The organism is Streptomyces sp. NPDC021093, assembly GCF_044333135.1.
In the GTDB taxonomy this organism is placed as follows: Bacteria; Actinomycetota; Actinomycetes; order Streptomycetales; family Streptomycetaceae; genus Streptomyces.
Genome location: NZ_JBIRQJ010000007.1, coordinates 580,237 through 603,509, shown reverse-complemented (window position 1 = coordinate 603,509; position 23,273 = coordinate 580,237). Strand labels below are relative to the sequence as shown.

At 70.2% G+C, this 23,273-nt stretch carries 22 protein-coding genes; 12 read left to right on the top strand and 10 right to left on the bottom strand.

What is annotated here, in order from left to right:
* Positions 1-165 precede the first annotated feature (165 nt).
* The 4 genes from ACH4SP_RS24795 to ACH4SP_RS24780 all read right to left on the bottom strand — a co-directional run bounded on the left by ACH4SP_RS24795 (position 166) and on the right by ACH4SP_RS24780 (position 5,022).
* Positions 166-2,781, bottom strand: a complete 2,616-nt coding sequence (locus ACH4SP_RS24795; RefSeq protein ID WP_398417703.1) for a PEP/pyruvate-binding domain-containing protein — start codon at positions 2,779-2,781, stop codon at positions 166-168.
* 124 nt (positions 2,782-2,905) lie between these two features.
* On the bottom strand, positions 2,906-4,048 hold the full coding sequence (locus ACH4SP_RS24790; protein WP_398417702.1) for a magnesium and cobalt transport protein CorA: 1,143 nt from the start codon (positions 4,046-4,048) through the stop codon (positions 2,906-2,908).
* A gap of 42 nt (positions 4,049-4,090) precedes the next feature.
* The gene (locus tag ACH4SP_RS24785; protein ID WP_398417701.1) at positions 4,091-4,279 is read right to left on the bottom strand and encodes a hypothetical protein; all 189 of its coding nucleotides are present in this window, start codon (positions 4,277-4,279) and stop codon (positions 4,091-4,093) included.
* Between the two features lie 137 nt (positions 4,280-4,416).
* Positions 4,417-5,022 carry a hypothetical protein gene (locus tag ACH4SP_RS24780; protein ID WP_398417700.1) on the bottom strand — a complete coding sequence of 202 codons (606 nt, stop codon included), beginning with the start codon at positions 5,020-5,022 and terminating at the stop codon, positions 4,417-4,419.
* A gap of 124 nt (positions 5,023-5,146) precedes the next feature.
* On the opposite strand from ACH4SP_RS24780, the gene hemL reads away from it, so the two are divergent.
* From hemL to ACH4SP_RS24740, 8 genes are all read left to right on the top strand, one after another.
* A complete protein-coding gene (gene hemL / locus ACH4SP_RS24775; RefSeq protein WP_398417699.1) occupies positions 5,147-6,454 on the top strand; it encodes a glutamate-1-semialdehyde 2,1-aminomutase in 1,308 nt (435 codons plus the stop codon).
* Entirely contained in the window at positions 6,451-7,149 is a 699-nt protein-coding gene (locus tag ACH4SP_RS24770) for a histidine phosphatase family protein (RefSeq protein ID WP_398417698.1), read from the top strand. The genes hemL and ACH4SP_RS24770 overlap by 4 nt, the downstream gene beginning before the upstream one ends.
* A 171-nt stretch (positions 7,150-7,320) precedes the next feature.
* Complete coding sequence (locus ACH4SP_RS24765) at positions 7,321-8,580, top strand: hypothetical protein (RefSeq protein WP_398417697.1); 1,260 nt, start codon at positions 7,321-7,323, stop codon at positions 8,578-8,580.
* A 162-nt stretch (positions 8,581-8,742) separates the two neighbouring features.
* Positions 8,743-9,366 carry a TlpA family protein disulfide reductase gene (locus ACH4SP_RS24760; RefSeq protein WP_398417696.1) on the top strand — a complete coding sequence of 208 codons (624 nt, stop codon included), beginning with the start codon at positions 8,743-8,745 and terminating at the stop codon, positions 9,364-9,366.
* Between the two features lie 5 nt (positions 9,367-9,371).
* Complete coding sequence (locus ACH4SP_RS24755) at positions 9,372-10,136, top strand: cytochrome c biogenesis CcdA family protein (RefSeq protein WP_398417695.1); 765 nt, start codon at positions 9,372-9,374, stop codon at positions 10,134-10,136.
* A gap of 4 nt (positions 10,137-10,140) precedes the next feature.
* The gene (locus tag ACH4SP_RS24750) at positions 10,141-11,874 is read left to right on the top strand and encodes a cytochrome c biogenesis protein ResB (RefSeq protein ID WP_398417694.1); all 1,734 of its coding nucleotides are present in this window, start codon (positions 10,141-10,143) and stop codon (positions 11,872-11,874) included.
* Positions 11,871-13,034, top strand: coding sequence for a c-type cytochrome biogenesis protein CcsB (ccsB, locus tag ACH4SP_RS24745; protein WP_398417693.1), 1,164 nt, complete (start codon positions 11,871-11,873; stop codon positions 13,032-13,034). The genes ACH4SP_RS24750 and ccsB overlap by 4 nt, the downstream gene beginning before the upstream one ends.
* A gap of 64 nt (positions 13,035-13,098) precedes the next feature.
* Entirely contained in the window at positions 13,099-13,620 is a 522-nt protein-coding gene (locus tag ACH4SP_RS24740) for an SRPBCC domain-containing protein (RefSeq protein ID WP_398417692.1), read from the top strand.
* 76 nt (positions 13,621-13,696) lie between these two features.
* Here the strand turns inward: ACH4SP_RS24740 and ACH4SP_RS24735 are convergent, their stop codons facing one another.
* The 5 genes from ACH4SP_RS24735 to ACH4SP_RS24715 all read right to left on the bottom strand — a co-directional run bounded on the left by ACH4SP_RS24735 (position 13,697) and on the right by ACH4SP_RS24715 (position 19,278).
* Complete coding sequence (locus tag ACH4SP_RS24735; RefSeq protein WP_398417691.1) at positions 13,697-14,302, bottom strand: DUF4291 domain-containing protein; 606 nt, start codon at positions 14,300-14,302, stop codon at positions 13,697-13,699.
* A gap of 67 nt (positions 14,303-14,369) precedes the next feature.
* Positions 14,370-16,049 carry an MFS transporter gene (locus ACH4SP_RS24730; RefSeq protein ID WP_398417690.1) on the bottom strand — a complete coding sequence of 560 codons (1,680 nt, stop codon included), beginning with the start codon at positions 16,047-16,049 and terminating at the stop codon, positions 14,370-14,372.
* A complete protein-coding gene (locus tag ACH4SP_RS24725; protein ID WP_398417689.1) occupies positions 16,042-16,758 on the bottom strand; it encodes an HAD family hydrolase in 717 nt (238 codons plus the stop codon). The genes ACH4SP_RS24730 and ACH4SP_RS24725 overlap by 8 nt, the downstream gene beginning before the upstream one ends.
* Before the next feature lie 72 nt (positions 16,759-16,830).
* Positions 16,831-18,555: a carbamoyltransferase gene (locus ACH4SP_RS24720; RefSeq protein WP_398417688.1), complete on the bottom strand. Its 1,725-nt coding sequence runs from the start codon at positions 18,553-18,555 to the stop codon at positions 16,831-16,833.
* Positions 18,556-18,798: 243 nt separating this feature from the next.
* Positions 18,799-19,278, bottom strand: a complete 480-nt coding sequence (locus tag ACH4SP_RS24715) for a PLD nuclease N-terminal domain-containing protein (RefSeq protein WP_398417687.1) — start codon at positions 19,276-19,278, stop codon at positions 18,799-18,801.
* A 97-nt stretch (positions 19,279-19,375) separates the two neighbouring features.
* Between ACH4SP_RS24715 and ACH4SP_RS24710 the strand changes: the two genes are divergently transcribed.
* The 3 genes from ACH4SP_RS24710 (at position 19,376) to ACH4SP_RS24700 (ending at position 22,493) form a co-directional block, all read left to right on the top strand.
* Positions 19,376-20,827, top strand: coding sequence for a menaquinone biosynthesis decarboxylase (locus tag ACH4SP_RS24710; protein ID WP_398417686.1), 1,452 nt, complete (start codon positions 19,376-19,378; stop codon positions 20,825-20,827).
* Entirely contained in the window at positions 20,824-21,735 is a 912-nt protein-coding gene (mqnP, locus tag ACH4SP_RS24705) for a menaquinone biosynthesis prenyltransferase MqnP (RefSeq protein WP_398417685.1), read from the top strand. Before ACH4SP_RS24710 ends, mqnP begins: the two co-directional genes overlap by 4 nt.
* Positions 21,736-21,797: 62 nt before the next feature.
* Entirely contained in the window at positions 21,798-22,493 is a 696-nt protein-coding gene (locus tag ACH4SP_RS24700; protein ID WP_398417684.1) for a UbiX family flavin prenyltransferase, read from the top strand.
* A gap of 14 nt (positions 22,494-22,507) precedes the next feature.
* Here ACH4SP_RS24700 and ACH4SP_RS24695 read toward each other — a convergent pair whose 3' ends face one another.
* Positions 22,508-22,648 (bottom strand): hypothetical protein, encoded by a 141-nt coding sequence (locus ACH4SP_RS24695; protein WP_398417683.1) that lies wholly within the window; start codon positions 22,646-22,648, stop codon positions 22,508-22,510.
* 156 nt (positions 22,649-22,804) lie between these two features.
* Between ACH4SP_RS24695 and ACH4SP_RS24690 the strand changes: the two genes are divergently transcribed.
* Positions 22,805-23,260, top strand: coding sequence for an Lrp/AsnC family transcriptional regulator (locus ACH4SP_RS24690; RefSeq protein ID WP_398417682.1), 456 nt, complete (start codon positions 22,805-22,807; stop codon positions 23,258-23,260).
* Positions 23,261-23,273 lie beyond the last annotated feature (13 nt).

Sequence of the window (23,273 nt, the reverse complement as noted above, 5' to 3'; positions counted from 1 at the left end):
AGCACGGAGGTTTCGGCGCGGTGCGGCCGAGTGCGGCACGGTGCGGCCGTGCGAGCGGCACGGTGCGGCCGTGCGAGCGGCACGGTGCGGCCGCGCGAGCGGCGCGGTGCGGGCCCGTCGTCCGTGCGCGACGGTCGACGGCCCGCAGGTCCGCTGCTGCCCCGGTTACCGCCGGACGATCTCCACCGTGCCGCGTCCGCCGTCGACCCGGACGCGGTCGCCGGTGCGGATGCGGGTGGTGGCGTTGCCGCAGCCGACGACCGCCGGGATGCCCAGTTCGCGGGCGACGATCGAGGCGTGCGAGAGGTTGGCGCCGACGTCGGTGACGATCGCCGAGATCCGGGTGAAGAGGGGCGTCCAGCCGATGTTGGTGACCGTGGTGACCAGGATTTCGCCGCTCTGCAGCAGGTCGCCCTCCTCCACGGTGGCGATGACCCGGGCGGTGCCCTCGACGACGCCGCCGGACGCGGGCGAGCCGGTCACCGTGTCGGAGGGATCCGCCGGGGCGGCGGAGTGCGCGTGCGCGTCGTGGAAGTCGGCGCGGCGGTCCGGGTCGGCCGCCCAGCGCGCCGGGTCGAACTCGCCCCGGACGAGGGTCGGGTACGGGGGCAGCGCCGAGTAGCCCTCGTACGCGGCCCGGCGTGCGGGCACCGCTGCCAGCGGGGCCCGTTCCCCGTCGAGCACGGCGCGGATCTCGTCCGTGTGCAGGAAGAACAACTCCTCGCCGTCCCCGGTCAGTTCACCGGCCCGTACGACGAAGGTGCGCAGCAGCCAGAAGACCCGGGCGATCTCGGTACGGGCCGCTTCGCGCAGCCTGGCCGCCTGCGACCACTTGCGGACGGCCGCCCGCATCGGCGCCGCCTGCTTGGGGTGCGCGGCTTCGAAGCGGGTCCAGGCGGCGGTGCGGGCCTTGTCCTGGCGGCCGAGGCGGAGTGCGGCGTTCTCCTCGACGCGGCCGAGGGCCGCGAGCTGGGCATCGATCCAGTGCGGGTCCTCGGCCGGGCGGGGGCGCGAGATCTCGAACTCGTGCGGGCTGCGGTGTCCGTACCTGCGCAGGTAGGTGTCGCGGCCGATGGTTCCTGCGGCGAGCTGTTCCAGGCCCAACAGGGGCCCCATGCTGGCGAGTTGGCCGCCGTCCGCGGTCAGTCCCGTCGTCATCAGGTCGGCGTCCGTCTCGCCGGCCAGGTCGCGCAGCGAGCCCCGTACCTCGACCAGCATGTCGCCGTCCTGGCGGGTGGCGGCCTGGAGCATGTGGCAGCAGAGCCGGAAGTACGGGGCGATCTCGGTGTCGTACAACTCCCGCAGGGAGGAGGGGTGTTGGGTGCCGGACGTGCGTTCGCGGAGGTCGGTGCAGCGGTCCGGGGCGGTGGTGAGGAAGTCGTCGAGGAGGCGGCCGTTGGCGCGGACCCGCCGGGTGACGCGTATCGCCTCGCCGAGGGTGTCGCGGACGACGCGCAGGCGGGAGGCGGGAAGGAGGGGGACGGTGACTTTGTCGGGGAGGCGGCCGAAGACCAGCTCGTTCGCCTTGCGGAACTTCTTGGACTGGCCGAAGGCGGCGGCGAGCGTCGCCGTGACGGAGAGGTTCATGTAGAAGCGGCCGCCGATGTTGCCGTACATCGGGCGTCCGTCGAGCGTCGCGCCGACCATGACGTCGCCCATGAAGGCCTGGATGAACGACCAGGCGGCCGGGGTCATCACGTCCGGGACGGCCTCGCCCAGGTTCGCGCTGGTCCACAGGGAGTCGGTGCCGAGGCTGTCGTTCCACTCCTCCGGTACGGGGGTGGGGGCGGTGGTCGTGATCGGGCGGGCCTGGAGGATGTAGAAGGTGCCGTCCCTGCGGGCCCATTCGATGTCGCGGGGGTCGCCGTACAGGTCTTCCGCGTCCTGTCCGTGGCGGGCGAGCCGGGCCGCTTCGGCGGCGGAGAGCACGGCCGTGCGGCGGCGGTCCTGCGGAACCGGGGCCTCGTGCGTGCCGCCCTCCTCGGTGCGGACCGTCATCACGGTCTTGTCCGCCACCCTCTCCTCGACGACCGCCCCGCTCGCCCGGTCCACGAGCACCGTGTCGGGTGTGACCAGGCCGCTGACGACGGCCTCGCCGAGCCCCCACGCCGCGTTGATGAGGAGGCGGTCGGTGCGGCCGGTCGTCGGGTCGACGGTGAACAGGACGCCGGCGGCGTCCGCGTCCACCAACTCCTGTACGACGACGGCCAGTCGGACGTCTTGGTGGGGGATGTGGTTGCGGGCCCGGTAGTGCAGCGCGCGGCCGGTCCAGAGGGAGGCCCAGCAGTTCCTGACGGCTGCCAGGACCGCTTCCGTGCCCTGGACGTTGAGGTACGTGTCCTGCTGCCCGGCGAAGGAGAGGCCCGGCAGGTCCTCGGCGGTCGCGGACGACCGTACGGCCATGACGGCGCGGCCCCCGCCCACCGCCTCGTACGCCGAACCCACTTCCTTGGCGAGGTGCTTGGGCAGCTCCGCGCCCCGGAAGAAGCCCCGGATCCGTGCGCCCGCCGCCTCCGCGCGGTCCGCGTCGTCGGCCCCCGCCAGGCCCGCCAGGACGGCCTCGATCCGTTCGTCGATGCCCGCCGCCGTCACGAACTCCCGGTAGGCGTCCGTCGTGACGTGGAACCCGCCGGGCACCGGCAGTCCGCCTCTGGCCAGCTCCGCGAGCGCGGAGCCCTTGCCGCCGACGGCGTCGAGCGTGGCCGCCGGGTCGTCGAGCGGCAGGACGTACGGCAGGACGGGTGAGGCGGGGCGGGCGGGACGGAGCGGGTCGACAGCCATGATCGTGTTCTCCCACGAGGCGAAGTCTTCGGCACTTCTGTATCTTCAGAAGTTCGTGAAATGACTGTAGACGCGGAAGCGCCCCGAGGGCCAGTCGCGTACCGAGATCTTTTGGCGGGCCGCCTCACAGCCACCCGTTGCGCCGGAAGCTCCGGTGCACCGCGAAACACGCAAGCCCCATCACCACGAGGGCCAGCGGGTATCCGTACGTCCACTCCAGTTCCGGCATGTGCGCGAAGTTCATGCCCCAGACCCCGCACCCCATCGTCGGCACAGCGATGATGGCGGCCCAGGCGGTGATCTTCCGCATGTCCTCGTTCTGCGCGACCGTCACCTGCGCGAGGTGTGCCTGGAGTATCGAGTCGAGGAGGTTGTCGAAGGAGGTGATCTGCTCGACGGTACGGGCGAGGTGGTCGGCGACGTCCCGGAAGTACGGGTGGAGGTCCGGCGTGACGGGCGGCAGCGGCCGCAGCGGGTCGGCGAGCGTCTGGAGCGGGCGGGTGAGCGGGGTCACCGCGCGCTTCAGCTCCAGGAGTTCGCGCTTGAGCTGGTAGATCCGGCCGGGGTCGACGCGCCCGGAGTCCGCGCTGAAGACCGCGGTCTCGACCGCGTCGATGTCGTCCTGCACGGCCTCCACCACGGCTTCGTACTCGTCGACGACGTGGTCGGCGATCGCGTGCAGCACGGCGGCGGGGCCCTGCGCCAGCTGCTCCGGCGAATCCTCCAGGGCCTCCCGGATCGGGCCGAGCGACCCCGACCCGCCGTGCCGGGCGGTGATCACGAAGTCGGGTCCCGCGAAGACCGTCAGCTCGCCGGTGTCGACGATCTCGCTCGTCGCGGTCAGCTCCTCGTGCTCGACGTAGCGGACGGTCTTGAAGACGGCGAGGAGGGTGTCGTCGTGCCGCACCAGTCTGGGCCGCCGATGGCCCTGGGCGGCGTCCTGCACGGCGAGCGGGTGCAGCCCGAACAGGACGGCCAGCTCGTCGAGTTCGGCCTGCTGCGGCTCGTGCAGCCCGATCCAGACGAACGCCTCGCCGTCGCGCTTGCGGACCCGCTCCAGGGCCTCCGCCGCCGAGCAGTCGCGGGGCCTGCGCACGCCTTCCTCGAAGACCACGCAGTTCTCGACGGCGCTGCCCAGCGGCGAGCGGGCGGGATGGCTGAGATCCACCGTGCGGCGGACGGAGTCGAGACGCAGCCGGGCGGCCTTGCGCAGGCGGCGCATGCCGCGCTGCAGGGGGAGGTGCTGAGGCAGGTGCTTGAGAGGCATGCCCGGGAGTCTGCCCGGGATCAACGGCCCGTGCGCACCGGCTTACGCAGCTTTGACCAGCCCGGCCCGGACCGCCTCGGCCCACTCCACCAGCAGCTCTTGGTACCGCGCCTCGTCGGCGGCCGACAGTGCGCCGTCGACACGCGACCAGAGCGCGCGGATCTCGGCGTTGACGACTGCGGCGGACCGCACGGAACCAGGGGCATCGGGGGTAGGAGAGGTGAAGGACATGCGGACAAGCGTAGGTGGTGGCACTGACAATCGCCGTTCCAGGCAGCTGAGAATGGCCTGAAAACCGTATGAGCAAAGGGATGCAGAACGGGACGCAGCGGGATGTGCGGAGGGGTGCGGAGCGTCCGTGAAAGAGATCAGGGCCACACCAGGCAGTACGCCTGGTGTCCCGCCTCGTGCAGCCGGTGGCTGAAGTCCTGCCATTCGTGCAGCAGTTGGTAGACGTTGAACGCGTCGCTGGGGCCGCCCCGGTCCGGGACCGTCGACCAGATGAAAGCGGCCGCCCCCACCGATTCCTCGCCGACGCCGCGCAGCGGGTCGACGACCGTCATGGGGAGCTTCACCACGGCGTAGTCGGGGTGCAGGACGACCAGTTCCAGCGGAGGGACCTTGTGCAGGGGTATGCCCTGGATGCCGGTGAGGACCATCGCGGCCATCGTCTCCGGCTTGATCTTGGTGAACATGCCGCCCATGCCGAGCTCGTCGCCGCCCAGCTCCTCCGGGCGCATCGAAATGGGCACGCGGGCCGCCGTCGCGCCGTTGGGGGCGCCGAAGTACTTGTAGGTCACCCCCACCCGGCCAACCCTGCTCTCCCTGCCCGCTTCCGGTCCGGCATCGGCGACCGCGTCCATGTCCGAGGCGTCCGCGTGCACCGCACGCTCGCGCCGGCGGTGCCGCCCGCGCCTGGCCCGCTCGGGACCCAGATCGTCGGTCCCCTCACCCAGTCCGCCACCGCGATGCATATCTCCACCCGACCACTCGCGACCCGGGCCGCGCAACCCGATCATCGTCCCAGTGACCTCCCCAGCCCCCATGCGGTGAAACACCTGTCCGCAAGACCGGGCGGGCCTCTGACACCATTGCTCTGTGAGCCTCCCCTATGACGCCCCAGTTTCGCAGACGCTTTTCGACCGCGCGTCCCTCGTGACGCCCGGCGGCGTGAACTCCCCGGTACGGGCCTTCAAGGCCGTGGGCGGTACGCCCCGGTTCATGGTGTCCGGTACCGGTCCGTACCTCACCGATGCCGACGGCCGCGAGTACGTCGACCTCGTGTGCTCGTGGGGGCCGATGATCCTCGGCCACGCCCACCCCGAGGTCGTCGCCGCCGTCCAGGAAGCCGTCGCGCGCGGCACGTCCTTCGGTACGCCCGGTGAGGGCGAGGTCGCGCTCGCCGAGGAGATCGTCGCCCGGATCGAGCCCGTCGAGCAGGTACGACTGGTGTCCAGCGGTACGGAAGCGACGATGTCGGCCATCCGGCTCGCCCGTGGATTCACCGGGCGCGCGAAGGTCATCAAGTTCGCCGGCTGCTACCACGGGCACGTGGACGCGCTGCTCGCCGCCGCGGGTTCCGGCCTGGCGACCTTCGCGCTGCCGGACACGCCCGGGGTGACCGGCGCGCAGGCCGGCGACACCATCGTCCTGCCGTACAACGATCTGGACGCGGTGCACGCCGCCTTCCACGCGCACCCCGGCGAGATCGCCTGCGTGATCACCGAGGCGTCGCCCGGCAACATGGGCGTCGTCCCGCCCGGCGAGGGCTTCAACGCGGGCCTGAAGGCGGCCTGTGCGAAGAACGGCGCGCTGTACATCTCCGACGAGGTGATGACCGGCTTCCGCACCAGCAAGGCCGGTTGGTACGGCGTCGACGGGGTGAAGCCCGACCTGATGACCTTCGGCAAGGTCATGGGCGGCGGCTTCCCTGCGGCCGCCTTCGGCGGGCGCAGGGACGTCATGGAGCACCTGGCCCCGGTCGGCCCCGTCTACCAGGCGGGCACGCTCTCCGGCAATCCGGTCGCCACCGCCGCCGGGCTCGCGCAGCTGCGGCTGCTCGACGACGCCGCGTACGAGAAGGTCGACGCGGTCTCCGCCGAGATCCAGTCGCTGATCACCGGTGCGCTGACCAAGGAGGGCGTCGCCCACCGCCTCCAGACGGCGAGCAACATGTTCTCCGTCTTCTTCACCGACCGCGAGGTGCGGAACTACGACGACGCCCGTACGCAGGAGTCGTTCCGCTTCACCGCGTTCTTCCACTCGATGCTGTCGCAGGGCGTCTACCTGCCGCCGTCCGCCTTCGAGTCGTACTTCGTCTCCACCACCCACGACGCGCAGGCCGTCGAGCGCATCGCCGCCGCCCTGCCCGCCGCCGCCCGCGCCGCAGCAGAGGCCACCGCATGAGCAGCAGAAGTTCCAGCAACAAGAGCGATCTCACCGTCGTCCACCTGATGCGGCACGGTGAGGTGCACAACCCGGACGGCGTGCTCTACGGCCGCCGCCCCGGCTACCACCTCTCCGACCTCGGCCGGAAGATGGCCGACCGGGTCTCCGAGCACCTGGAGGGCCGTGACATCACGCATGTCGTCGCGTCCCCGCTGGAGCGCGCCCAGGAGACCGCAGCGCCGATCGCGACGGCGCACGGCCTGGAGCTGGCCACCGACCCCTCGCTGATCGAGGCGGCCAACGTCTTCGAGGGCAAGACCTTCGGCGTCGGCGACGGCGCGCTGCGCAAGCCGGCGAACTGGCGGCACCTGACCAACCCGTTCCAGCCGTCCTGGGGCGAGCCGTACATCGAGCAGGTCGTCCGCATGATGGGCGCGCTCAACGCGGCCCGCGACGCCGCCCGGGGGCACGAGGCGGTCTGCGTCAGCCACCAGCTGCCGATCTGGATCGTGCGCAGCTTCGTGGAGCGGCGCAGGCTGTGGCACGACCCGCGCAAGCGGCAGTGCACGCTGGCCTCGCTGACCACCTTCACGTACCAGGGCGACAAGATCGTCTCCGTCGGCTACTCGGAGCCCGCCCGGGACCTCGTACCGGCGCACCTGCTGGCCGGGGCGAAGCCGGTGAAGGGCAAGGCCAAGGCGTTCGGCGCGTGACCTGCTGACCGATCCGTCTTCTGTGCACATGAACTCCGCATGATCGACGCGTGATTTCACGAACACTCAGCGAATTATGTGCAATTTGCCGGAACCCTGGCGTTCGTCGCGCCCTCTAATCTCATGTCCATCCTGATGGGCCGAAGGCGCGACGAATGCGGATGGGGAGTTATGCGGGACATCAGTCGAAGGGGTCTTCTGGGAGCAGGCGCCGCGGGCGCGGCGGCGTTCGGTCTCGCCGCCTGCAACGGCGGCTCGGGGCCGACCGATCCCACCGGCAAGGGGCAGGGCACGAAGGCGCCCGGTGCGGACGGCACCCCCTCGCCGACCGAGGACGCCAAGCCGATCGGTGACGGTTCGACCGCCGATACCGGCAAGCAGCCGAACCAGCCGGAGAAGCCCGTGCCGCTGCAGCCGGGCGAGACCCCGCCGCAGTTCGTGATCTTCTCGTGGGACGGTGCGGGCGAGGTCGGCAACGGCCTCTTCCCCCGCTTCCTGAAGCTCGCCAAGGAACACGACGCGGCGATGACCTTCTTCCTCTCCGGGCTCTACCTCCTGCCCGAGACCAAGAAGAACCTCTACAAGCCGCCGAACAACAAGGTCGGCGCCTCCGACATCGGCTACCTCACCGACGAGCACATCAAGATGACGCTGAAGTACGTGCGTCAGGCGTGGCTCGAAGGGCACGAGATCGGCACCCACTTCAACGGGCACTTCTGCTCCGGCCACGGCACGGTCGGCAACTGGACGTCCGCCCAGTGGGAGAGCGAGATCGACCAGGCCATGAAGTTCGTCACCGAGTGGAAGACGATCTCCGGCTGGACCGACCTCGACCCGCTGCCCTTCGACTACAAGAAGGAACTGGTCGGCGGCCGCACCCCGTGCCTCCTCGGCCAGGACAACCTGCTGCCGATCGCCAAGAAGCTCGGCTGGCGCTACGACGCCTCCTCGCCCGGCGGCCGTCAGATGTGGCCCGAGAAGCGCAAGGGCGTCTGGGACCTGCCCCTCCAGCAGATCCCCTTCCCCGGCCGCGGCTTCGAGGTCCTCTCGATGGACTACAACATGCTCGCCAACCAGTCGAAGAACTCCACCAAGGGCATGACCTCGCGCTACCCCGAGTGGAAGAAGCAGGCGACGGGCGCGTACATCAAGGGCTTCCAGCGCGCGCACACCACCAACCGTGCGCCCTTCTACGTCGGCAACCACTTCGAGCAGTGGAACGGCGGCATCTACATGGACGCCGTCGAGGAGGCGATCAAGCACATCGCCGGTACGAAGGACACCCGCCTGGTCTCCTTCAAGCAGTACGTCGACTGGCTCGACGTGCAGGACCCCAAGGTCCTCGCGAAGCTGCGCACCCTCCAGGTCGGCCAGAAGCCGACGGGCGGCTGGAACGCCTTCCTGAAGCCGGGCGGCAAGACGGCCGGCTAGTCCCCGACGCGAGGGTGACCTGGTCCCTGACGCGAGGGTGACCTGGTTCCCGACGCGGGGCGACCTGGTCCCCGACGTCCCTTATAGGCCCTTGACAAGGGGCTTTGCGGGCACGTAGGGGGGTGCGGAAGATCGTGGGAACTGCCATGCGAAACTTTTCACATGAGTCCTGCCCGCGCCCCCCGCCGCCGCTCGACCCGCACCTCCCGTACCGCGCTCGCGGTCTGCGGAGTGTTCGTCGGCGCACTCGCCCTGTCGGCCTGCGGCGGCGACGGAAGCAAGTCGTCGGGCGGTGGCGGCAGCAACTTCGTCGCCGGCAAGGACCGCATCGACACCGTGCCCAGGGCGGACCGTCAGGCCGCCCCGAAGCTCGACGGCACGACCCTCCAGGGCGAGTCCTTCGACGTCGCGTCCCTCAAGGGCAAGGTCGTCGTACTGAACATCTGGGGCTCCTGGTGCCCGCCCTGCCGGGCCGAGGCGCCGACCTTCGCGAAGGTCTCCAAGGACCTCAAGAGCAAGGGCGTGGAGTTCGTCGGCATCGACACCCGCGACGACCAGAAGGCCCTGGCGATCCAGTTCGAGAAGGACGCGGGCATCGAGTACCCCAGCCTGTACGACCCGGACGGCAAGCTGATGCTGCGCTTCCCCAAGGGCAGCCTCAACCCGCAGGCCATCCCGTCCACGATCGTCATCGACAAGGACGGCAAGGTCGCGGGCCGCTCGCTCGCCGCACTCAACGAGAAGAAGCTCCGCAAGATGATCGACCCGCTGATCGCGGAGAAGTGACCGGCGTGGACGTCACTGTTCTCGCCGCCGACGCCACCGAGACGGTCCAGTCCGGCGCGCTGCTGCTGGCCCTGCCGATCGCGCTGCTCGCGGGCCTGGTCTCGTTCTTCTCGCCGTGCGTGCTCCCGCTGGTGCCCGGCTACCTGTCGTACGTCACGGGCACCAGCGGCACCGACCTGGCCGAGCAGCGCCGGGGCCGGATGTTCGCCGGGGCGTCGCTCTTCGTGCTGGGCTTCAGCGCCGTGTTCGTCTCCGGCGGCGCGCTCTTCAGCTACTTCGGCTCCACCCTCCAGTCGTACAAGGGCACCACCAACATCGTCCTCGGCGTCCTGATGGTGCTGATGGGCCTCTTCTTCATGGGCGCCTTCCCCTTCCTCACCCAGCGCGAGTACCGCTTCCACAAGAAGCCGGTCGCGGGTCTGGTCGGGGCACCGGTGCTCGGCGTCCTCTTCGGCATCGGCTGGACGCCGTGCCTGGGGCCGACGCTCGGCGTGATCCTCGGGCTCTCGATGAACGAGGCCGCCCCGATGCGCGGCACGCTGCTGATGGCCGTGTACTGCATCGGACTCGGGGTCCCGTTCATCCTGGCCGCGATCGCCTTCCGCAAGGCGCTCGGCGCGTTCGGCTGGGTGAAGAAGCACTACGTCTGGGTCATGCGGATCGGCGGCATCATGATGATCGCGACCGGACTCCTGCTCCTCACGGGCCTCTGGGACTCCGCGGTACAGAGCATGCAAAGCTGGTCCGACAGCTTCCAGGTGGGGATCTAGTTCCATGAGCAAGACCGAAGAACCGGCCGCGGCGACGGACGAGCAGGCGGCCGTCGAAGCGGGTCAGCAGACGGACGAGCGGACCGCGGGCGAGCGCCTCTCGACCGCCCCCAAGGACGACCGCGAGGACACTTCGCCCGCCCCGCAGGCCTTCGGCCTCGTCGGGTGGACCCGCTGGTTCTGGCGCCAGCTGACCTCGATGCGGGTCGCGCTGATCCTCCTGTTCATGCTGTCGCTGGGCGCGATCCCCGGATCGCTGGTCCCGCAGCGCAGCGTCGACGAGACGAAGGTCGCCGACTTCTTCAAGGCGCACAAGACGCTCGCACCGCTCTACGACAAGGTGCAGCTCTTCGACGTCTACAGCTCGGTGTGGTTCTCCGCGATCTACATCCTGCTGTTCATCTCCCTCATCGGCTGCATCGTGCCCCGCACCTGGCAGTTCGTCGGCCAGCTGCGCGGCCGCCCGCCGGCCGCCCCCGGCCGTCTGACGCGGATGCCCGCGTACACGACCTGGCGCACGGACAGCTCCCCCGACGAGGTCCGCGCCCTCGCCCTCGCCCTGATGAAGAAGCGCCGCTTCCGCGCGCACACCGAGGGCAACGCGGTCACCGCCGAGAAGGGCTACCTCCGCGAGGCCGGCAACCTGGTCTTCCACATCGCGCTGATCGTGCTCCTGCTGGCCTTCGCGACCGGCCAGCTCTTCAAGTCCGAGGGCGGCAAGCTGATCACCGAGGGCGGCGGCTTCGCCAACACCCTCACCCAGTACGACGACTTCAAGTCGGGTTCGCTCTTCGACCGCGACCACGACCTGGAGCCGTTCAGCTTCCGTCTGAACAACTTCGTCGGCACGTACGAGCGCACCGGCCCGCAGCGCGGCACCCCCCGCGTCTACGAGTCCCACATCACGTACTCCGAGGGCGCCGACGGCCCCACCAAGCAGGCCGTCATCGAGGTCAACACCCCCCTCACCGTCGGCGGCTCCAAGGTCCACATGATCGGCCACGGGTACGCGCCCGTGATCACCATCCGCGACGGCCGGGGCAAGACCGTCTTCAGCGGCCCCGCCCCGCTCCTGCCCACCGACGCGAACGTCACCTCCACCGGCGCGATCAAGGTGATGGACGGCTACCGCGACGCCAAGGGCAAGAAGACCCAGCTCGGCTTCACCGCCGTCTTCGTCCCGACCTTCGGCGGCGCGGGCAAGGGCAGCATGTTCTCCAAGTACCCCGGGCTCGACTACCCGGCGCTGGCCCTCACCGGCTACCACGGCAGCCTCGGCGTCGACGCGGGCCTGCCGCAGAACGTGTACCAGCTCGACACCCGCAAGATGACCCAGTTCAAGAAGCCCGACGGCAGCCCCTTCGCCAAGATGCTCCTGCCCGGCGAGAAGCTGGACCTCCCGGACGGCGCCGGCTCGGTCACCTTCGAGAAGGACATCAAGGAGTGGGCGACCTTCCAGGTCTCCCAGCAGCCCGGCAACATGTGGGCCCTCGCGGGCGCCGTCGCGGCCATCCTCGGCCTCGCCGCGTCCCTCTTCATCCAGCGGCGCCGGATCTGGATCCGGGCCGTGCGCGGCGACGACGGCGTCACCGTCGTCGAGATGGCCGGGCTCGGCCGCAGCGAGTCGGGCCGTCTCCCCGAGGAACTGGCCGCCCTGGCCGGCTCCCTCCACTCCCAGGCGCCGACATCCGCGACGCCCCTTCCTGCTGAACCCCCTGTTGAAGGAGCGCGCGCGTGATCCTCGCAGCCGCCGCAGTCACCGAAACGAACGAGAACCTCGCGCAGATCAGCAACGTCCTGGTCTACTCCGCGATGGCGGTCTACACCCTGGCGTTCCTCGCGCACATCGCCGAGTGGACCTTCGGCAGCCGCAGCAAGGTCGGCCGCACGGCCGCCGCGCTGACCCGGCCCGCCGCCGCCCCGGCGGTGACCGTACGGGCGAAGGGCTCGACGGCCGTCCTCGACAAGCCGCAGGTCGTCACCCGCGCGGCAGCCGGAACGCGGGACGCCGAAGACGGTGCGGGCGCCGCGGGCGGCACGGAGAAGGGCGACCTCTACGGCCGCATCGCCATCTCCCTCACCTTCCTCGGCTTCCTGATCGCCGCAGGCGGCGTCGCGTGCCGGGCCATGGCCGTGCAGCGCGCCCCCTGGGGCAACATGTACGAGTTCTCCATCACGTTCTCCACGGTCGCGGTCGGCGCCTACCTGGCCTTCCTGTTCACCAAGATGAACGTTCGCTGGATCGGCCTCCCGCTGGTCACCACGGTCCTCCTCGACCTCGGCATCGCCACCAAGTGGCTCTACACCGACAGCGACCAGCTGGTCCCCGCCCTGGACTCGTACTGGCTGTGGATCCACGTCTCCACGGCGATCTTCTGCGGCGCGGTCTTCTACGTCGGCGCCGTCGGCACCCTCGGCTACCTGCTCCGCGACCGCTACGAGGTCCGCGCCGAGCTCGGCGAGACGGCCGACGTCTTCAAGGCGCACCTGGCGACGCTGCCCGAGTCCAACGGCTTCGTCATGCTCGTCCGCAAGGCGCGCGTCCCGCTGCGCCGCGTCATGGACAGTGCGGTCTCCCGGCTGCCCTCGGCCGCCTCGCTCGACAAGTTCTCGTACCGCATCAACGCGGGCGTCTTCCCGCTGTGGACCTTCACGATCGTCGCGGGCGCCATCTGGGCGGGCGACGCCTGGGGCCGCTTCTGGGGCTGGGACCCCAAGGAGGTCTGGTCCTTCGTCACGTGGGTCGCGTACGCCTGCTACCTGCACGCCCGCGCGACGGCCGGCTGGAAGGGCCGCAAGGCCGCGTACCTGGCCCTCTTCGCCTTCGCGACCTGGCTGTGGAACTACTACGGCGTGAACATCTTCATCACCGGCAAGCACTCGTACGCGGGCGTCTGACCCGTTTAGTCCGTCCAGCCTGGCCCGGTCGCGTCCCGTACGCGGCCGGGCCAGGCTGTTGCGTATGACGACGGCGACCCCCTCCATCCCCTACGGCAAGGCCGAACCGCGCCCCGGCGCCTGGTTCCTCCGCTACGAGCTGCCGCTGGCGCACCCCCTGGACCACGTGTGGGCCGCGGTCGCCACCCCGGCGGGTCTCGGCCAGTGGCTCGCGGTGCCCGACCCGTGGGACCCGCACCTCGGCTCCCCGACCACCTTCACCTGGCAGTACGCGGGCGCGCGGCAGACCGAGGAGGGCCGCATCACGGCCTGGGACCCCGGCCGGGTGGCGGAGTACACGATGGCCGTCAACGGCCGCGCCCGCTTCCACCTGGAACCCAACGGCCCCGCCGCCACCGTCCTGCGCTTCACCAACGAGATCCGCGACCTCGACGAAGCAGACCGCAACAGCCGCCTCGCGGGCTGGCACGTCCACTTCGAGCTCCTGGCATCGGCCCTCGCCGGCACCCCCTACGACTGGTCGGTCTGGTCCCTGGACCGCTACCAGGAACTCCTGGCGGACTACGCGGACGAGGCCCAGGCCTAGGGCCCGTCGGGCTGCTCGGGCTGCTCGGGCTGCTCGGGCTGCTCGGGCCGGACGGGCTGCTCGGGCCGGACGGGCCCTAGGCCCCCAGGTGCCGGAGACCGCCCTCCGGCACCGGGTACGGCGACTCCACCGGCAGCAGCAGCGCCGCGCTCCGAGCCCCGTGCTCCCGCGCCGACTCGCGCATGGCCCCCGCCATCGGCGTCACGTTCCGGATGCCGACGATCCACTCGTCCGCGTACCGCTCGGCGGCCTCCCCGCTCAGCCCGAGCTGGAGCGAGCGGTACGGCAGCGGCCGCAGCCCGATGTCCCGCTCCGGATCCCACTGGGTCCGCACCGGCGAGGCCTTCAACTGCCGCTTCCAGGCCGCCTGGTCGGGGTGGACCGCCCGGTCGTAGTGCGAGAGGACCGCGTTCCTGAGCGCCCAGTCGAAGCCCTCCCGCCGGATCTCCACGGCCAGTACGACCTCCTGGTCGGGCTTGGTCGCCCAGCCGCAGCGGTACATCATCCACAGGAACGACGGCTTGATCCACGTCATCCGGTCCCGCTTCCACGTCCACGGAAACTTCCCGTCCCGCGCGGCGGCCAGCCCGATCGAGGGCGGGTACGCCTGGTAGACGGTGACGGTCTCCGCGGTGTGCAGCGCACGGATCTGCCGCTGCGGTACGGGCGATTCGGTGGTCATGCCGCTCAGGCTGGCGCACAGGGCGGGGCGGGGCCAGCGATTTTCAGGCGGTCGTCTCCGATCGGCTTCAGACCGCCGCCGGCTGCCGTGTCGCGGTGAGCCGGTGTGCGACGAGGGCCGTGCCCAGACAGAGCGCGCACACCGCGGCGAGCGACAGCGCGACCGTCGCGGGCCTGCCGGACTGCGCGGTGATCGCCATGCAGGCGGGGACCACGGTGTTGCCGAGCATGCACGACAGGGTGAGCAGGGACGTGGCCCGTTGCGGCACCGCGGCGGTGTGGGAGATCCATGTGATGAGGGTCGGGAGGATGGGCGCCAGGGCGATGCCGGCCAACGGGTAGGCGAACACCGCCGCGTACGGAACGGCGGCGGCCAGCAGGGCGCCCAGCGCCGCCGCCAGGTACAGCGGGATGGCCAGCCGCACGGGCAGGCGCTTCGCCAGGTACGGGATGATCAGGCGGCCGAGTGCGATCCCGCCCCAGAAGCCCGCCCCGGCCTGGGCCGCGGACGACTCGCTCCAGCCGCTCCACACCAGTTGGGTGGTCTGCCAGGCCCCGATGCTGGTCTCCAGGCCCGCGTACAGCAGGCCGATCGCGAGGAAGACCCCGAGACGGAGGCGGGTGAGTTCGTCCTTGCCCTGCCGGGCGCCGGCCGACGTGTGCCGGGGGAAGGACAGCGCGGCCCCGCACCGGTACGCCGCCAGGCAGGCCAGCGCCAGCACTCCGGCGACGAGCGGGAACAGCTGGATGTTCCACCGCCCGACCGCGCCGACGCCCATCGGCCCGAGGATGGCGCCGACGCCGAACACCGCGTTGAGCCGGTTCACCATCACGACGCTGTTGCCCGCGAAGCCGTGGGCGAACGCGGTGTTCAGCATGAGGGCCAGCCCACCGTAGCCGCTGCCGCAGACCGCCCCGGACACGGCGAAGCCGGTCCAAGTGGGGCTCGCGGCCATGCCCGCGGCGCCGACGACGAAGAGCGCGAGCAGGGCGCCGATGGCGGTCCTGGGCGGGAGCCTGCGGCCCAGCAGCCCGAGGAGGGCGACGGCGACGAGCGCGCCGAGGTTGTACCAGGTGACGATCCTGCTGACGTCGTGCCCGGTGCCGAAGTGCTCGGTGAGCAGCGGCAACGAGGCACCGAGCGAGGCCGTGGTGGCACCGAGGGTGAAGAACAGGACGAACGCGGACACGGTGGTCGACCGGGCGAGTACGGGGTGGGGCCCGGCCCCGGGCCCGGACGCGACCCCGTCCACCCCCGCAAAACCACCCCCGACCGAGCCGCCCTCTGCCGATCCGTTCGCAGACGGGCTGTTGCCTGCGGTGCCGCCCCCGGCCGAGCCGTTCCCCACTGTGCCGTTCCCGGACGGGCCGCTTCCCGCCGAGCCGGCCGAGCCGTCCTTCGCCGAGCCGCCCCCGACCGAGCCGTTCGCGTTCGCAGACGGGCTGTTGCCTGCGGTGCTGCCCCCGGCCGAGCCGTTCCCCACTGTGCCGTTCCCGGACGGGCCGCTTCCCGCCGTGCCAGACGAGCCGTCCTTCGCCGAGCCGCCCCCGACCGAGCCGTTCGCGGCCGGGCTGTTGCCCGCCGAGCCGTCCCCGGCCGAGCCGCCCTCTGCCGTGCCGTTCGTGGACGGGCTGTTGCCTGCGGTGCCGTTCCCGGGCGGGCCGTCCCCCGCCGAGCCGCCCCCGGCCGAGCCGTTCCCGGACGGGCCGTTACCGGTTGCCGCGCGGGTCTCCGTGCCGTCAGCCATCGGTGCGCTCCCCGCGCAGGGTGATGCTGATCTGGGCGGGCGTGCCTTCCAGTCGTACGGAGCCCGGTCCGTGGACCGCCTTGAGTGGGGTGAAGTCGGCCGTCACCACTGTCGCGCCCGCCTCGGTCAGACTCGCCGCGCCGATGCCCACGGTGATCGCTCCGGCGGCCGTGGCCGACTGCACGCCGCTGGTCGAGTCCTCGAAGACCAGCATGCGTCCGGCCTCGATGCCCAGAACCTCGGCGGCCGCCAGATAGGGCTCGGGGTGGGGCTTGCCCCGGGTCACGTCGTCCCGGGTGATCCGCAGGGGGAAGGCGTCCAGCAGGCCGAGCCCGCCGAGCGCGTTGTCGATCTTGCGGGGCCAGCTGCTGGTCGCCAGTGCCAGCGGGACGCCCGCCTCTTGGAGGGCCCGGACGAACGCGCCCACGCCGGGTATCGCCGCGTAGGCGGCTTCCTCCTCGATGCGGTCGACCTCTTTCCAGAGGGCCATCCGCTGGGTGTGCGTGTGCCGCGGGAAGAGTGCCCGCACCGTTTCCGCTCCGGTGCGCCCGTGTACGTAGTGCTCGAACTCCCTTGGGTCGACAGGGACTTCGTGCCGTCGGGCCACCTCCTGCCAGGCGTGTTCGATGACCGGCCGGGAATCGATGAGGACGCCGTCCATGTCGAAGACCACGCCATCGACGACGAACCGCGCGGGTAATGCGGTCACTCTGTTCCCTCTCTCGTACCTGGTGGTGGGCTCCCGCTGGACAGCGGGAGCCCACCTGGCGCCGACCTGCTGTCAGGCGCCGTGCTCGGCCATGAAGCTGCCGGGCTTCTCCTTCCATACCAGGTACACGTCGTCGATCAGGAGGAGATCGACGATCTCGTCGCGCAGCGGGTCGAGGGCGTCCCGGTGCGATCCCACGATGGGCTCCTCGTGCTTGTTGAACGAGGTGTTCACCAGCGCCGCCTGGCCGCTGCGGGCGTACCAGGACAGAAGCAGCGAGTGCAGGAAGGAGTCGTCCTGCTTCCGTACGATCTGCGGCCGCGCGGTGTTGTCGACGTGCACCACCGCGGGGCAGGTCTTGGCGAAGATCTCGGTGCACTCGTAGGTGAGCGTCATGAACAGGGGTGCCGGGTGCTCCGGCTTCCAGCCCACGTAGGCGTCGGCGGCCAGCTCCTCGGCCGTGAGCGGGGCGAACGGCATGAACTCCGTGCGCTTCAGCCGCTGGTTCAGCCAGTCGTTCATGGTCGGGTCGTCGGTGCTGTAGATGACGCTGCGCCGGCCGAGGGCGCGCGGGCCGAACTCCATGCGGCCGCGGTAGGTGCCGATCACCTGCCGTGCCTCCAGGGCGGCCAGCAGGGTGTCCTGGATTCCCTGGTCGGCCCGCTGGAAGCGGATGCCCGGGTAGTCCTTCAGGATCTCTTCCAGCTGTGCCTCGGAGATCGTGGAGTCGGGGCCGAGCGCCATCGAGGGGAGCCTCGACCGGGCGCCGGTCTCGCGGTACTCGGTCACGACCGCGGCCTGGAGCGGGAGTCCGCCGTCACCCATGGGCGGCAGGACGTAGAGGTTCTCGACGCCGGCCACTTCGAAGATCCGCTGGTTGAGCTTGACGTTGGCGAACACACCGCCGGACAGGCAGACGTTGCTGGTCGCGACCTTGTCGATGTGCCGGGCGACGACCGCGGTCAGCAGGTCCTCCACGTGCCGCTGGGCCGCCGCGGCCACGTCGGAGGGGTCGTGCCGGGCGATCTCCGCCAGCAGCTCCTCGGAGTACCCCTCGTACGACGGCTGGTAGTAGTCGCCGCAGCGGGCCCGTATCGCCCCGTCCTCCAGGCCGATCATCAGCTGCATCAGCGGCAGCAGCTTCTCCGGGTCGCCCTTGGCGGCCAGGCCGGTGATCTTGCCCTCGTGCCGGTTCGGCTTGAAGCCGAGCAGCTTGGTGATGCGGCCGTAGAAGTAGCCCAGGCTGTCGATGGAGGTCTCGCGCTGGAGCACCTCCTCGCCGTCGGCCGTGCAGTGCGTCACGGTGAGGGACTGGAAGTCGCCCCGGCCGTCGCAGGTGACGACGAGCGCGTCGTCGAAGGGCGAGCAGAGGAAGGCGCCGAGCCCGTGCGACTCGTGGTGGTCGGTGTAGACGGTCTTGGACCGCAGGCCGTTGCGGTCGACGAACTCGTCGAACTCCGCGCGCTTGGCCTTGTCGTTGTGCAGTTCGTCGGCGATCCGCTTGCGCAGGTGCGGCAGGCTGTCGGGGCGGAACCTGGCCTCTTCGGCGATGCGGTCCACGTAGAGCAGCAGGTGCTTGTCCGCGTCGAATCCCGCGGCCCAGCCGTAGGCCACCCGGTCGACCTCGTCCAGTGAGGTGCCGGCCTCCCGCAGGACGAAGTCGATGGACTGCTGGGGCCAGACCTTGTGGTCCTTGATCCGGGTGAAGCGCTCCTCACTGGCCGCGGCTATCACCTGCCCGTCCCGCACCAGGCATGCGCCTGCCAGGTCGTTGTTCGTAACCCCTAAAACAAGCACGCGGCTCTCCTGTCCGGCACCGGTCCCCTGACAGGAGGGGCCCGTGTGACCAGTGCGTCGTGTGTGACTGACAGGGAGAGTGAATCGCGCAGTGATCAACACGCGATAAACACAATGTGAACGAAGTTCATGCTTCCGGATCCCACCGGTCCGGTACGAGCGCGAAATGCGGCCAACTGCGAGGCCCGAAAGGACACTTGGGAGCAGGCCGCCCGGAAGCGGACTGCCCGGAAATCAGCCGAATTACTTGGCGGGTCCCTCGGGTCCCTCGGGTCCCTCGGGCCCCCCGGACCCCCCGGATCCGCCGGGCCCCTCGGACCCACCGGCCCCCGTGGAGCCGTCCTCGCCGCGCCGCTTCAGCTCCTCCTCGCGCCGCCGCAGGTCCGCCTCCCAGTCCTTCAGGAGCGACTCGTCCTTCTTCTTCTCGTCCTTCGCCTTCTCGTCCTTGATGGACTTCAGGAACTCGGGGTTGTCGTCGGGGGCCACCCACTGGGTGCGCCTGCTCCGCTGCCGGTCGGAGGGGGCGCCGCCGCCCCGGACCACGTGGCGGTTCTTGCCCGCGACGAGCCACACGATCGGTCCAACGACCCAGAACAGCAGAATGATGAAGACCCAGGCGACCTTCGGCAGGTGCTTGGACTCGTCCTCGGGGGTGTTCAGGCAGTCGATGAACGCGTAGATCGTCAGCGCCAGCGGCAGGATGAACATCAGTGCCCTGAGCATGGAGTGGCTTCCCCCTGGGAGCGTAAGAGCGTCAGAGGGGCCTTATCGGCGGCCCCGGTGAGGGCCCAAGGGTAGTCGGTGTCCGATACTGGACAGCATGGCTTACGACGATCTTCGCTCGTTCCTCCGTGCTCTGGAGCGCGAGGGCGACCTCCAGCGCATCAAGGCCGAAGTCGACCCCTACTTGGAGGTAGGGGAGATCGTCGACCGCGTGAACAAAGCGGGCGGTCCGGCGCTCCTCTTCGAGAAGGTGAAGGGGTCCTCGATGCCCCTCGCGATGAACGTCTTCGGGACGGACCGCCGCCTCCTCAAGGCGCTCGGCCTGAAGTCGTACGACGAGATCAGCGCGCAGATCGGCGGCCTGCTGAAGCCGGAGCTGCCGCAGGGCTTCATGGGCGTACGGGACGCCTTCGCGAAGCTGGGTTCCGTCGCCCACGTACCGCCCAAGAAGATCAAGGACGCCCCGGTCCAGGAGGTCGTCCTGACGGGCGACGACGTCGACCTGGACAAGCTCCCGGCGCTGTTCACCTGGCCCGAGGACGGCGGCTCCTTCTTCAACCTGGGGCTGACCCACACCAAGGACCCGGAGTCCGGGATCCGCAACCTCGGCCTCTACCGCCTGCAGCGCCACGACAAGCGCACCATCGGCATGCACTGGCAGATCCACAAGGACAGCCGCAACCACTACCAGGTAGCGGCCAGGAAGGGTGAGCGGCTCCCGGTCGCCATCGCCTTCGGCGCCCCGCCGGCCGTGACATACGCGTCCACCGCCCCGCTGCCCGGCGACATCGACGAGTACCTCTTCGCCGGTTTCCTCCAGGGCAAGCGCGTCGAGATGGTCGACTGCAAGACGGTGCCGCTCCAGGTCCCCGCGCACGCCGAGGTCGTACTCGAAGGCTGGCTTGAGCCGGGCCGGATGCTCCCGGAGGGCCCCTTCGGCGACCACACCGGCTTCTACACGCCGCAGGAGGACTTCCCCGCGCTGACGATCGACACGATCACCATGCGCAAGCGGCCCCTCCTCCAATCGATCGTCGTCGGCCGCCCGCCGACGGAGGACGGCCCGCTGGGCCGGGCGACGGAGAGCTTCTTCCTCCCGCTCCTCAAGATCATCGTCCCGGACATCGTGGACTACCACCTCCCCGAGGCGGGCGGCTTCCACAACTGCATCATCGTGTCGATCGACAAGAAGTACCCGAAGCACGCGCAGAAGGTGATGTCGGCGATTTGGGGCGCGCACATGCTGTCCCTGGAGAAGCTCATCGTGGTGGTCGACTCCGACTGCGACGTACGGAACTACCACGAGGTCGCCTGGCGGGCCTTCGGGAACGTCGACTACTCCCGCGACCTCACGGTCGTCGAGGGCCCGGTCGACCACCTCGACCACGCCTCGTACCAGCAGTACTGGGGCGGCAAGGCGGGCGTCGACGCCACGAAGAAGCTGCCCGAGGAGGGCTACACCCGGGACGGCGGCTGGCCGAACATGGTCGAGTCCGACCCGGCGACGGCGGCCAAGGTGGACCGCCGCTGGAAGGAATACGGACTGTGAGCGCCTCCGCCGCCGCACTGCCCCAGCCCCAGCAGCCGGGAAAGGTGAGGGCGTTCCTCAACCTGGTGCTCATCGAGCACTCGGTCTTCGCGCTGCCCTTCGCGTACATCGCCGCCCTCACCGCGATGTTCCAGCTGGACAAGAGCATCCACTGGGGGAAGCTGCTCCTCGTCACCGTCGCGATGGTGGGCCTGCGGACCTTCGCGATGGCGGCGAACCGGATCATCGACCGCGAGATCGACGCCCGCAATCCGCGCACCGCGAACCGCGAGATCGTCACGGGCGCGGTCAGCGTGAAGTCCGCCTGGACCGGCGCGGGCATCGCCCTGGCCTTCTTCCTCGGCTCGGCGGCCCTGCTCAACCCGCTCTGCCTGGCGCTGGCGCCCGTCGCGGTGATCCCGATGGTGGTCTATCCGTACGGCAAGCGGTTCACGAACTTCCCGCACGCCATCCTCGGCCTGGCCCAGGCGATGGGCCCGGTCGGCGCGTGGATCGCGATCACGGGTGAGTGGTCAGGCGACGCGGTCGTCCTCGGCCTCGCCGTCGGCGTCTGGATCGGCGGCTTCGACCTGATCTTCGGCTCGCAGGACGTCCAGGCCGACCGCGCGCACGGCGTGAAGTCGGTCCCGGCCCGCTTCGGCATCCCGGCCGCCCTGCACGGCGCCCGCGCCTGCCACGTCATCACCACGGCCCTCCTGGTCTGGTACGGAGTGCGCACGGACGCGGGAGTCTTCTTCTGGGTCGGCATGGCGATCGTCGCGGCGGCCTTCGTCTACGAGCACCGAATCGTCCGCCCGCACGACCTGTCCCGCCTGAACAGGGCGTTCTTCCAGGTGAACGGTTTCATCGGGATCGCGCTCTTCGTGTGCGCGCTGCTCGACCTGCTGGTGCGCGGCCTGACCGTCTGAGCTCTCACCCTCTGACTCACCTTGCCCGGCCCGCGCGATCCGGCCCCCGATAGGCTCCGTCCATGACTGAGCCCGTCGTCGACCAGCACCAGCAGCGCGAGCGCACCCCCTGGGTAGTAGGGGTGTCGGGAGCCTCCGGAACGCCGTACGCCGCCGCCGTGCTGCGCGGTCTGCTCGACGCGGGGGAGGACGTCGACCTCGTCGTCAGCCGGGCGTCCCGGCTGACGATCCTCGACGAGACGGGCATCTCGTTCCGCGACAGCCACTGGCGCGAGGACCTCGCGGCCTGGCTGGGCCGGGGTGCGGACGGCAAGCCGGACACCTTCCAGGACCTGGACCTGTCCGGCGTACGGCACTGGAGCGCGGGCGACCTCGCCGCCGGTCCCTCGTCGGGCTCGTACGCGGTGAAGGGCATGCTGATCGTCCCGGCCTCGACGGCGAGTGTCGCCGGAGTGGCGCTGGGACTGTCGAAGGACTTGCTGCAGCGGGCCGCGAGCGTGACGCTCAAGGAGCGGCGGAAGCTGGTGGTGGCGGTGCGCGAGACACCGCTCAACGGGCAGACGCTGAAGCATCTGGTGACGCTGGACGAGGCGGGCGCCGTGGTGCTGCCCGCCTCTCCTGCGTTCTATGCGGGTGCGACGCACATCCAGGATCTGGTGGACTTCGTCGCGGGGCGGGTGCTCGACGCGGCAGGAGTGCCGCACGGCCTGTACCGCCGGTGGGAGGGAGAGCTCCGGGGAGGCTCCCGTACCCAGTAGAAGGAAGTGGCTGGTCAGCCCTGCTTGGAGCGCTTCAGGCGGGCCTTGAGGCTGCGCACGGTAGCGGCGGAGGCGGAGGGCTTGTGGGCACGCGAGCTGTTGGCCAGTTCCTGAAGCTCGCGCATACGGGCGTAGGCCATCTCGGACGTGTACACGGTGGGTCACTCTCCTGGGAGCACATGCGTTCAGAACCGGATGTTCTGAAAGTTTTTCTTGGATCTGGTGAAAGATCTACAGGGGATTCGGCCCCTGTGCCTTAGATTCTATACGTAAACTCGCGGTATCGCTGAACAATGGAAGGCTTCAGGCATATGGACGCCGTGGACAGGCAGCTCATCCAGGCCCTTCGGGAGAACGGCAGGGCCTCGTACGCCGAGCTGGGACGCCTCGTCGGCCTCTCGGGCCCGAGCGTCACCGACCGCATCAACCGCCTCGAATCCGCAGGGGTCATCACCGGCTACCGCGCCACCGTCGACGCCAAGTCGCTCGGCCTCGGCGTCACCGCGCTGATCGGCATCTCGCTCTCGGACGCCGCCGACCACGAGGACGTGGCCCGCCGGCTGAAGGACCTGGAGGAGATCGAGGACTGCTGGTTCATCGCGGGCGACGACTCGTACATGCTCAAGATCCGCGCCGGGGACGTCGACGGCCTGGAACGCACCATCCGCCGCCTCAGCGGCACGAGGGGCGTGTCCCGCACCCGCACCACGATCGTGCTCTCCACCAAGTGGGAGAACCGGGTCGGGGGACTTCCCGAAGAGGGCTAGGCGCGGTAGCGCC

Coding starts and splice junctions, on each gene's coding strand:
- ACH4SP_RS24785 (WP_398417701.1), bottom strand. CDS start 4,279: ATGTCCTTCACCTCTCCTACCCCCGATGCCCCTGGTTCCGTGCGGTCC.
- ACH4SP_RS24790 (WP_398417702.1), bottom strand. CDS start 4,048: ATGCCTCTCAAGCACCTGCCTCAGCACCTCCCCCTGCAGCGCGGCATG.
- ACH4SP_RS24735 (WP_398417691.1), bottom strand. CDS start 14,302: ATGACCACCGAATCGCCCGTACCGCAGCGGCAGATCCGTGCGCTGCAC.
- ACH4SP_RS24770 (WP_398417698.1), top strand. CDS start 6,451: ATGAGCAGCAGAAGTTCCAGCAACAAGAGCGATCTCACCGTCGTCCAC.
- ACH4SP_RS24795 (WP_398417703.1), bottom strand. CDS start 2,781: ATGGCTGTCGACCCGCTCCGTCCCGCCCGCCCCGCCTCACCCGTCCTG.
- ACH4SP_RS24740 (WP_398417692.1), top strand. CDS start 13,099: ATGACGACGGCGACCCCCTCCATCCCCTACGGCAAGGCCGAACCGCGC.
- ACH4SP_RS24710 (WP_398417686.1), top strand. CDS start 19,376: ATGGCTTACGACGATCTTCGCTCGTTCCTCCGTGCTCTGGAGCGCGAG.
- ACH4SP_RS24730 (WP_398417690.1), bottom strand. CDS start 16,049: ATGGCTGACGGCACGGAGACCCGCGCGGCAACCGGTAACGGCCCGTCC.
- ACH4SP_RS24760 (WP_398417696.1), top strand. CDS start 8,743: ATGAGTCCTGCCCGCGCCCCCCGCCGCCGCTCGACCCGCACCTCCCGT.
- ACH4SP_RS24715 (WP_398417687.1), bottom strand. CDS start 19,278: ATGCTCAGGGCACTGATGTTCATCCTGCCGCTGGCGCTGACGATCTAC.
- ACH4SP_RS24780 (WP_398417700.1), bottom strand. CDS start 5,022: ATGCATCGCGGTGGCGGACTGGGTGAGGGGACCGACGATCTGGGTCCC.
- ACH4SP_RS24700 (WP_398417684.1), top strand. CDS start 21,798: ATGACTGAGCCCGTCGTCGACCAGCACCAGCAGCGCGAGCGCACCCCC.
- ACH4SP_RS24750 (WP_398417694.1), top strand. CDS start 10,141: ATGAGCAAGACCGAAGAACCGGCCGCGGCGACGGACGAGCAGGCGGCC.
- ACH4SP_RS24765 (WP_398417697.1), top strand. CDS start 7,321: ATGCGGGACATCAGTCGAAGGGGTCTTCTGGGAGCAGGCGCCGCGGGC.
- ACH4SP_RS24690 (WP_398417682.1), top strand. CDS start 22,805: ATGGACGCCGTGGACAGGCAGCTCATCCAGGCCCTTCGGGAGAACGGC.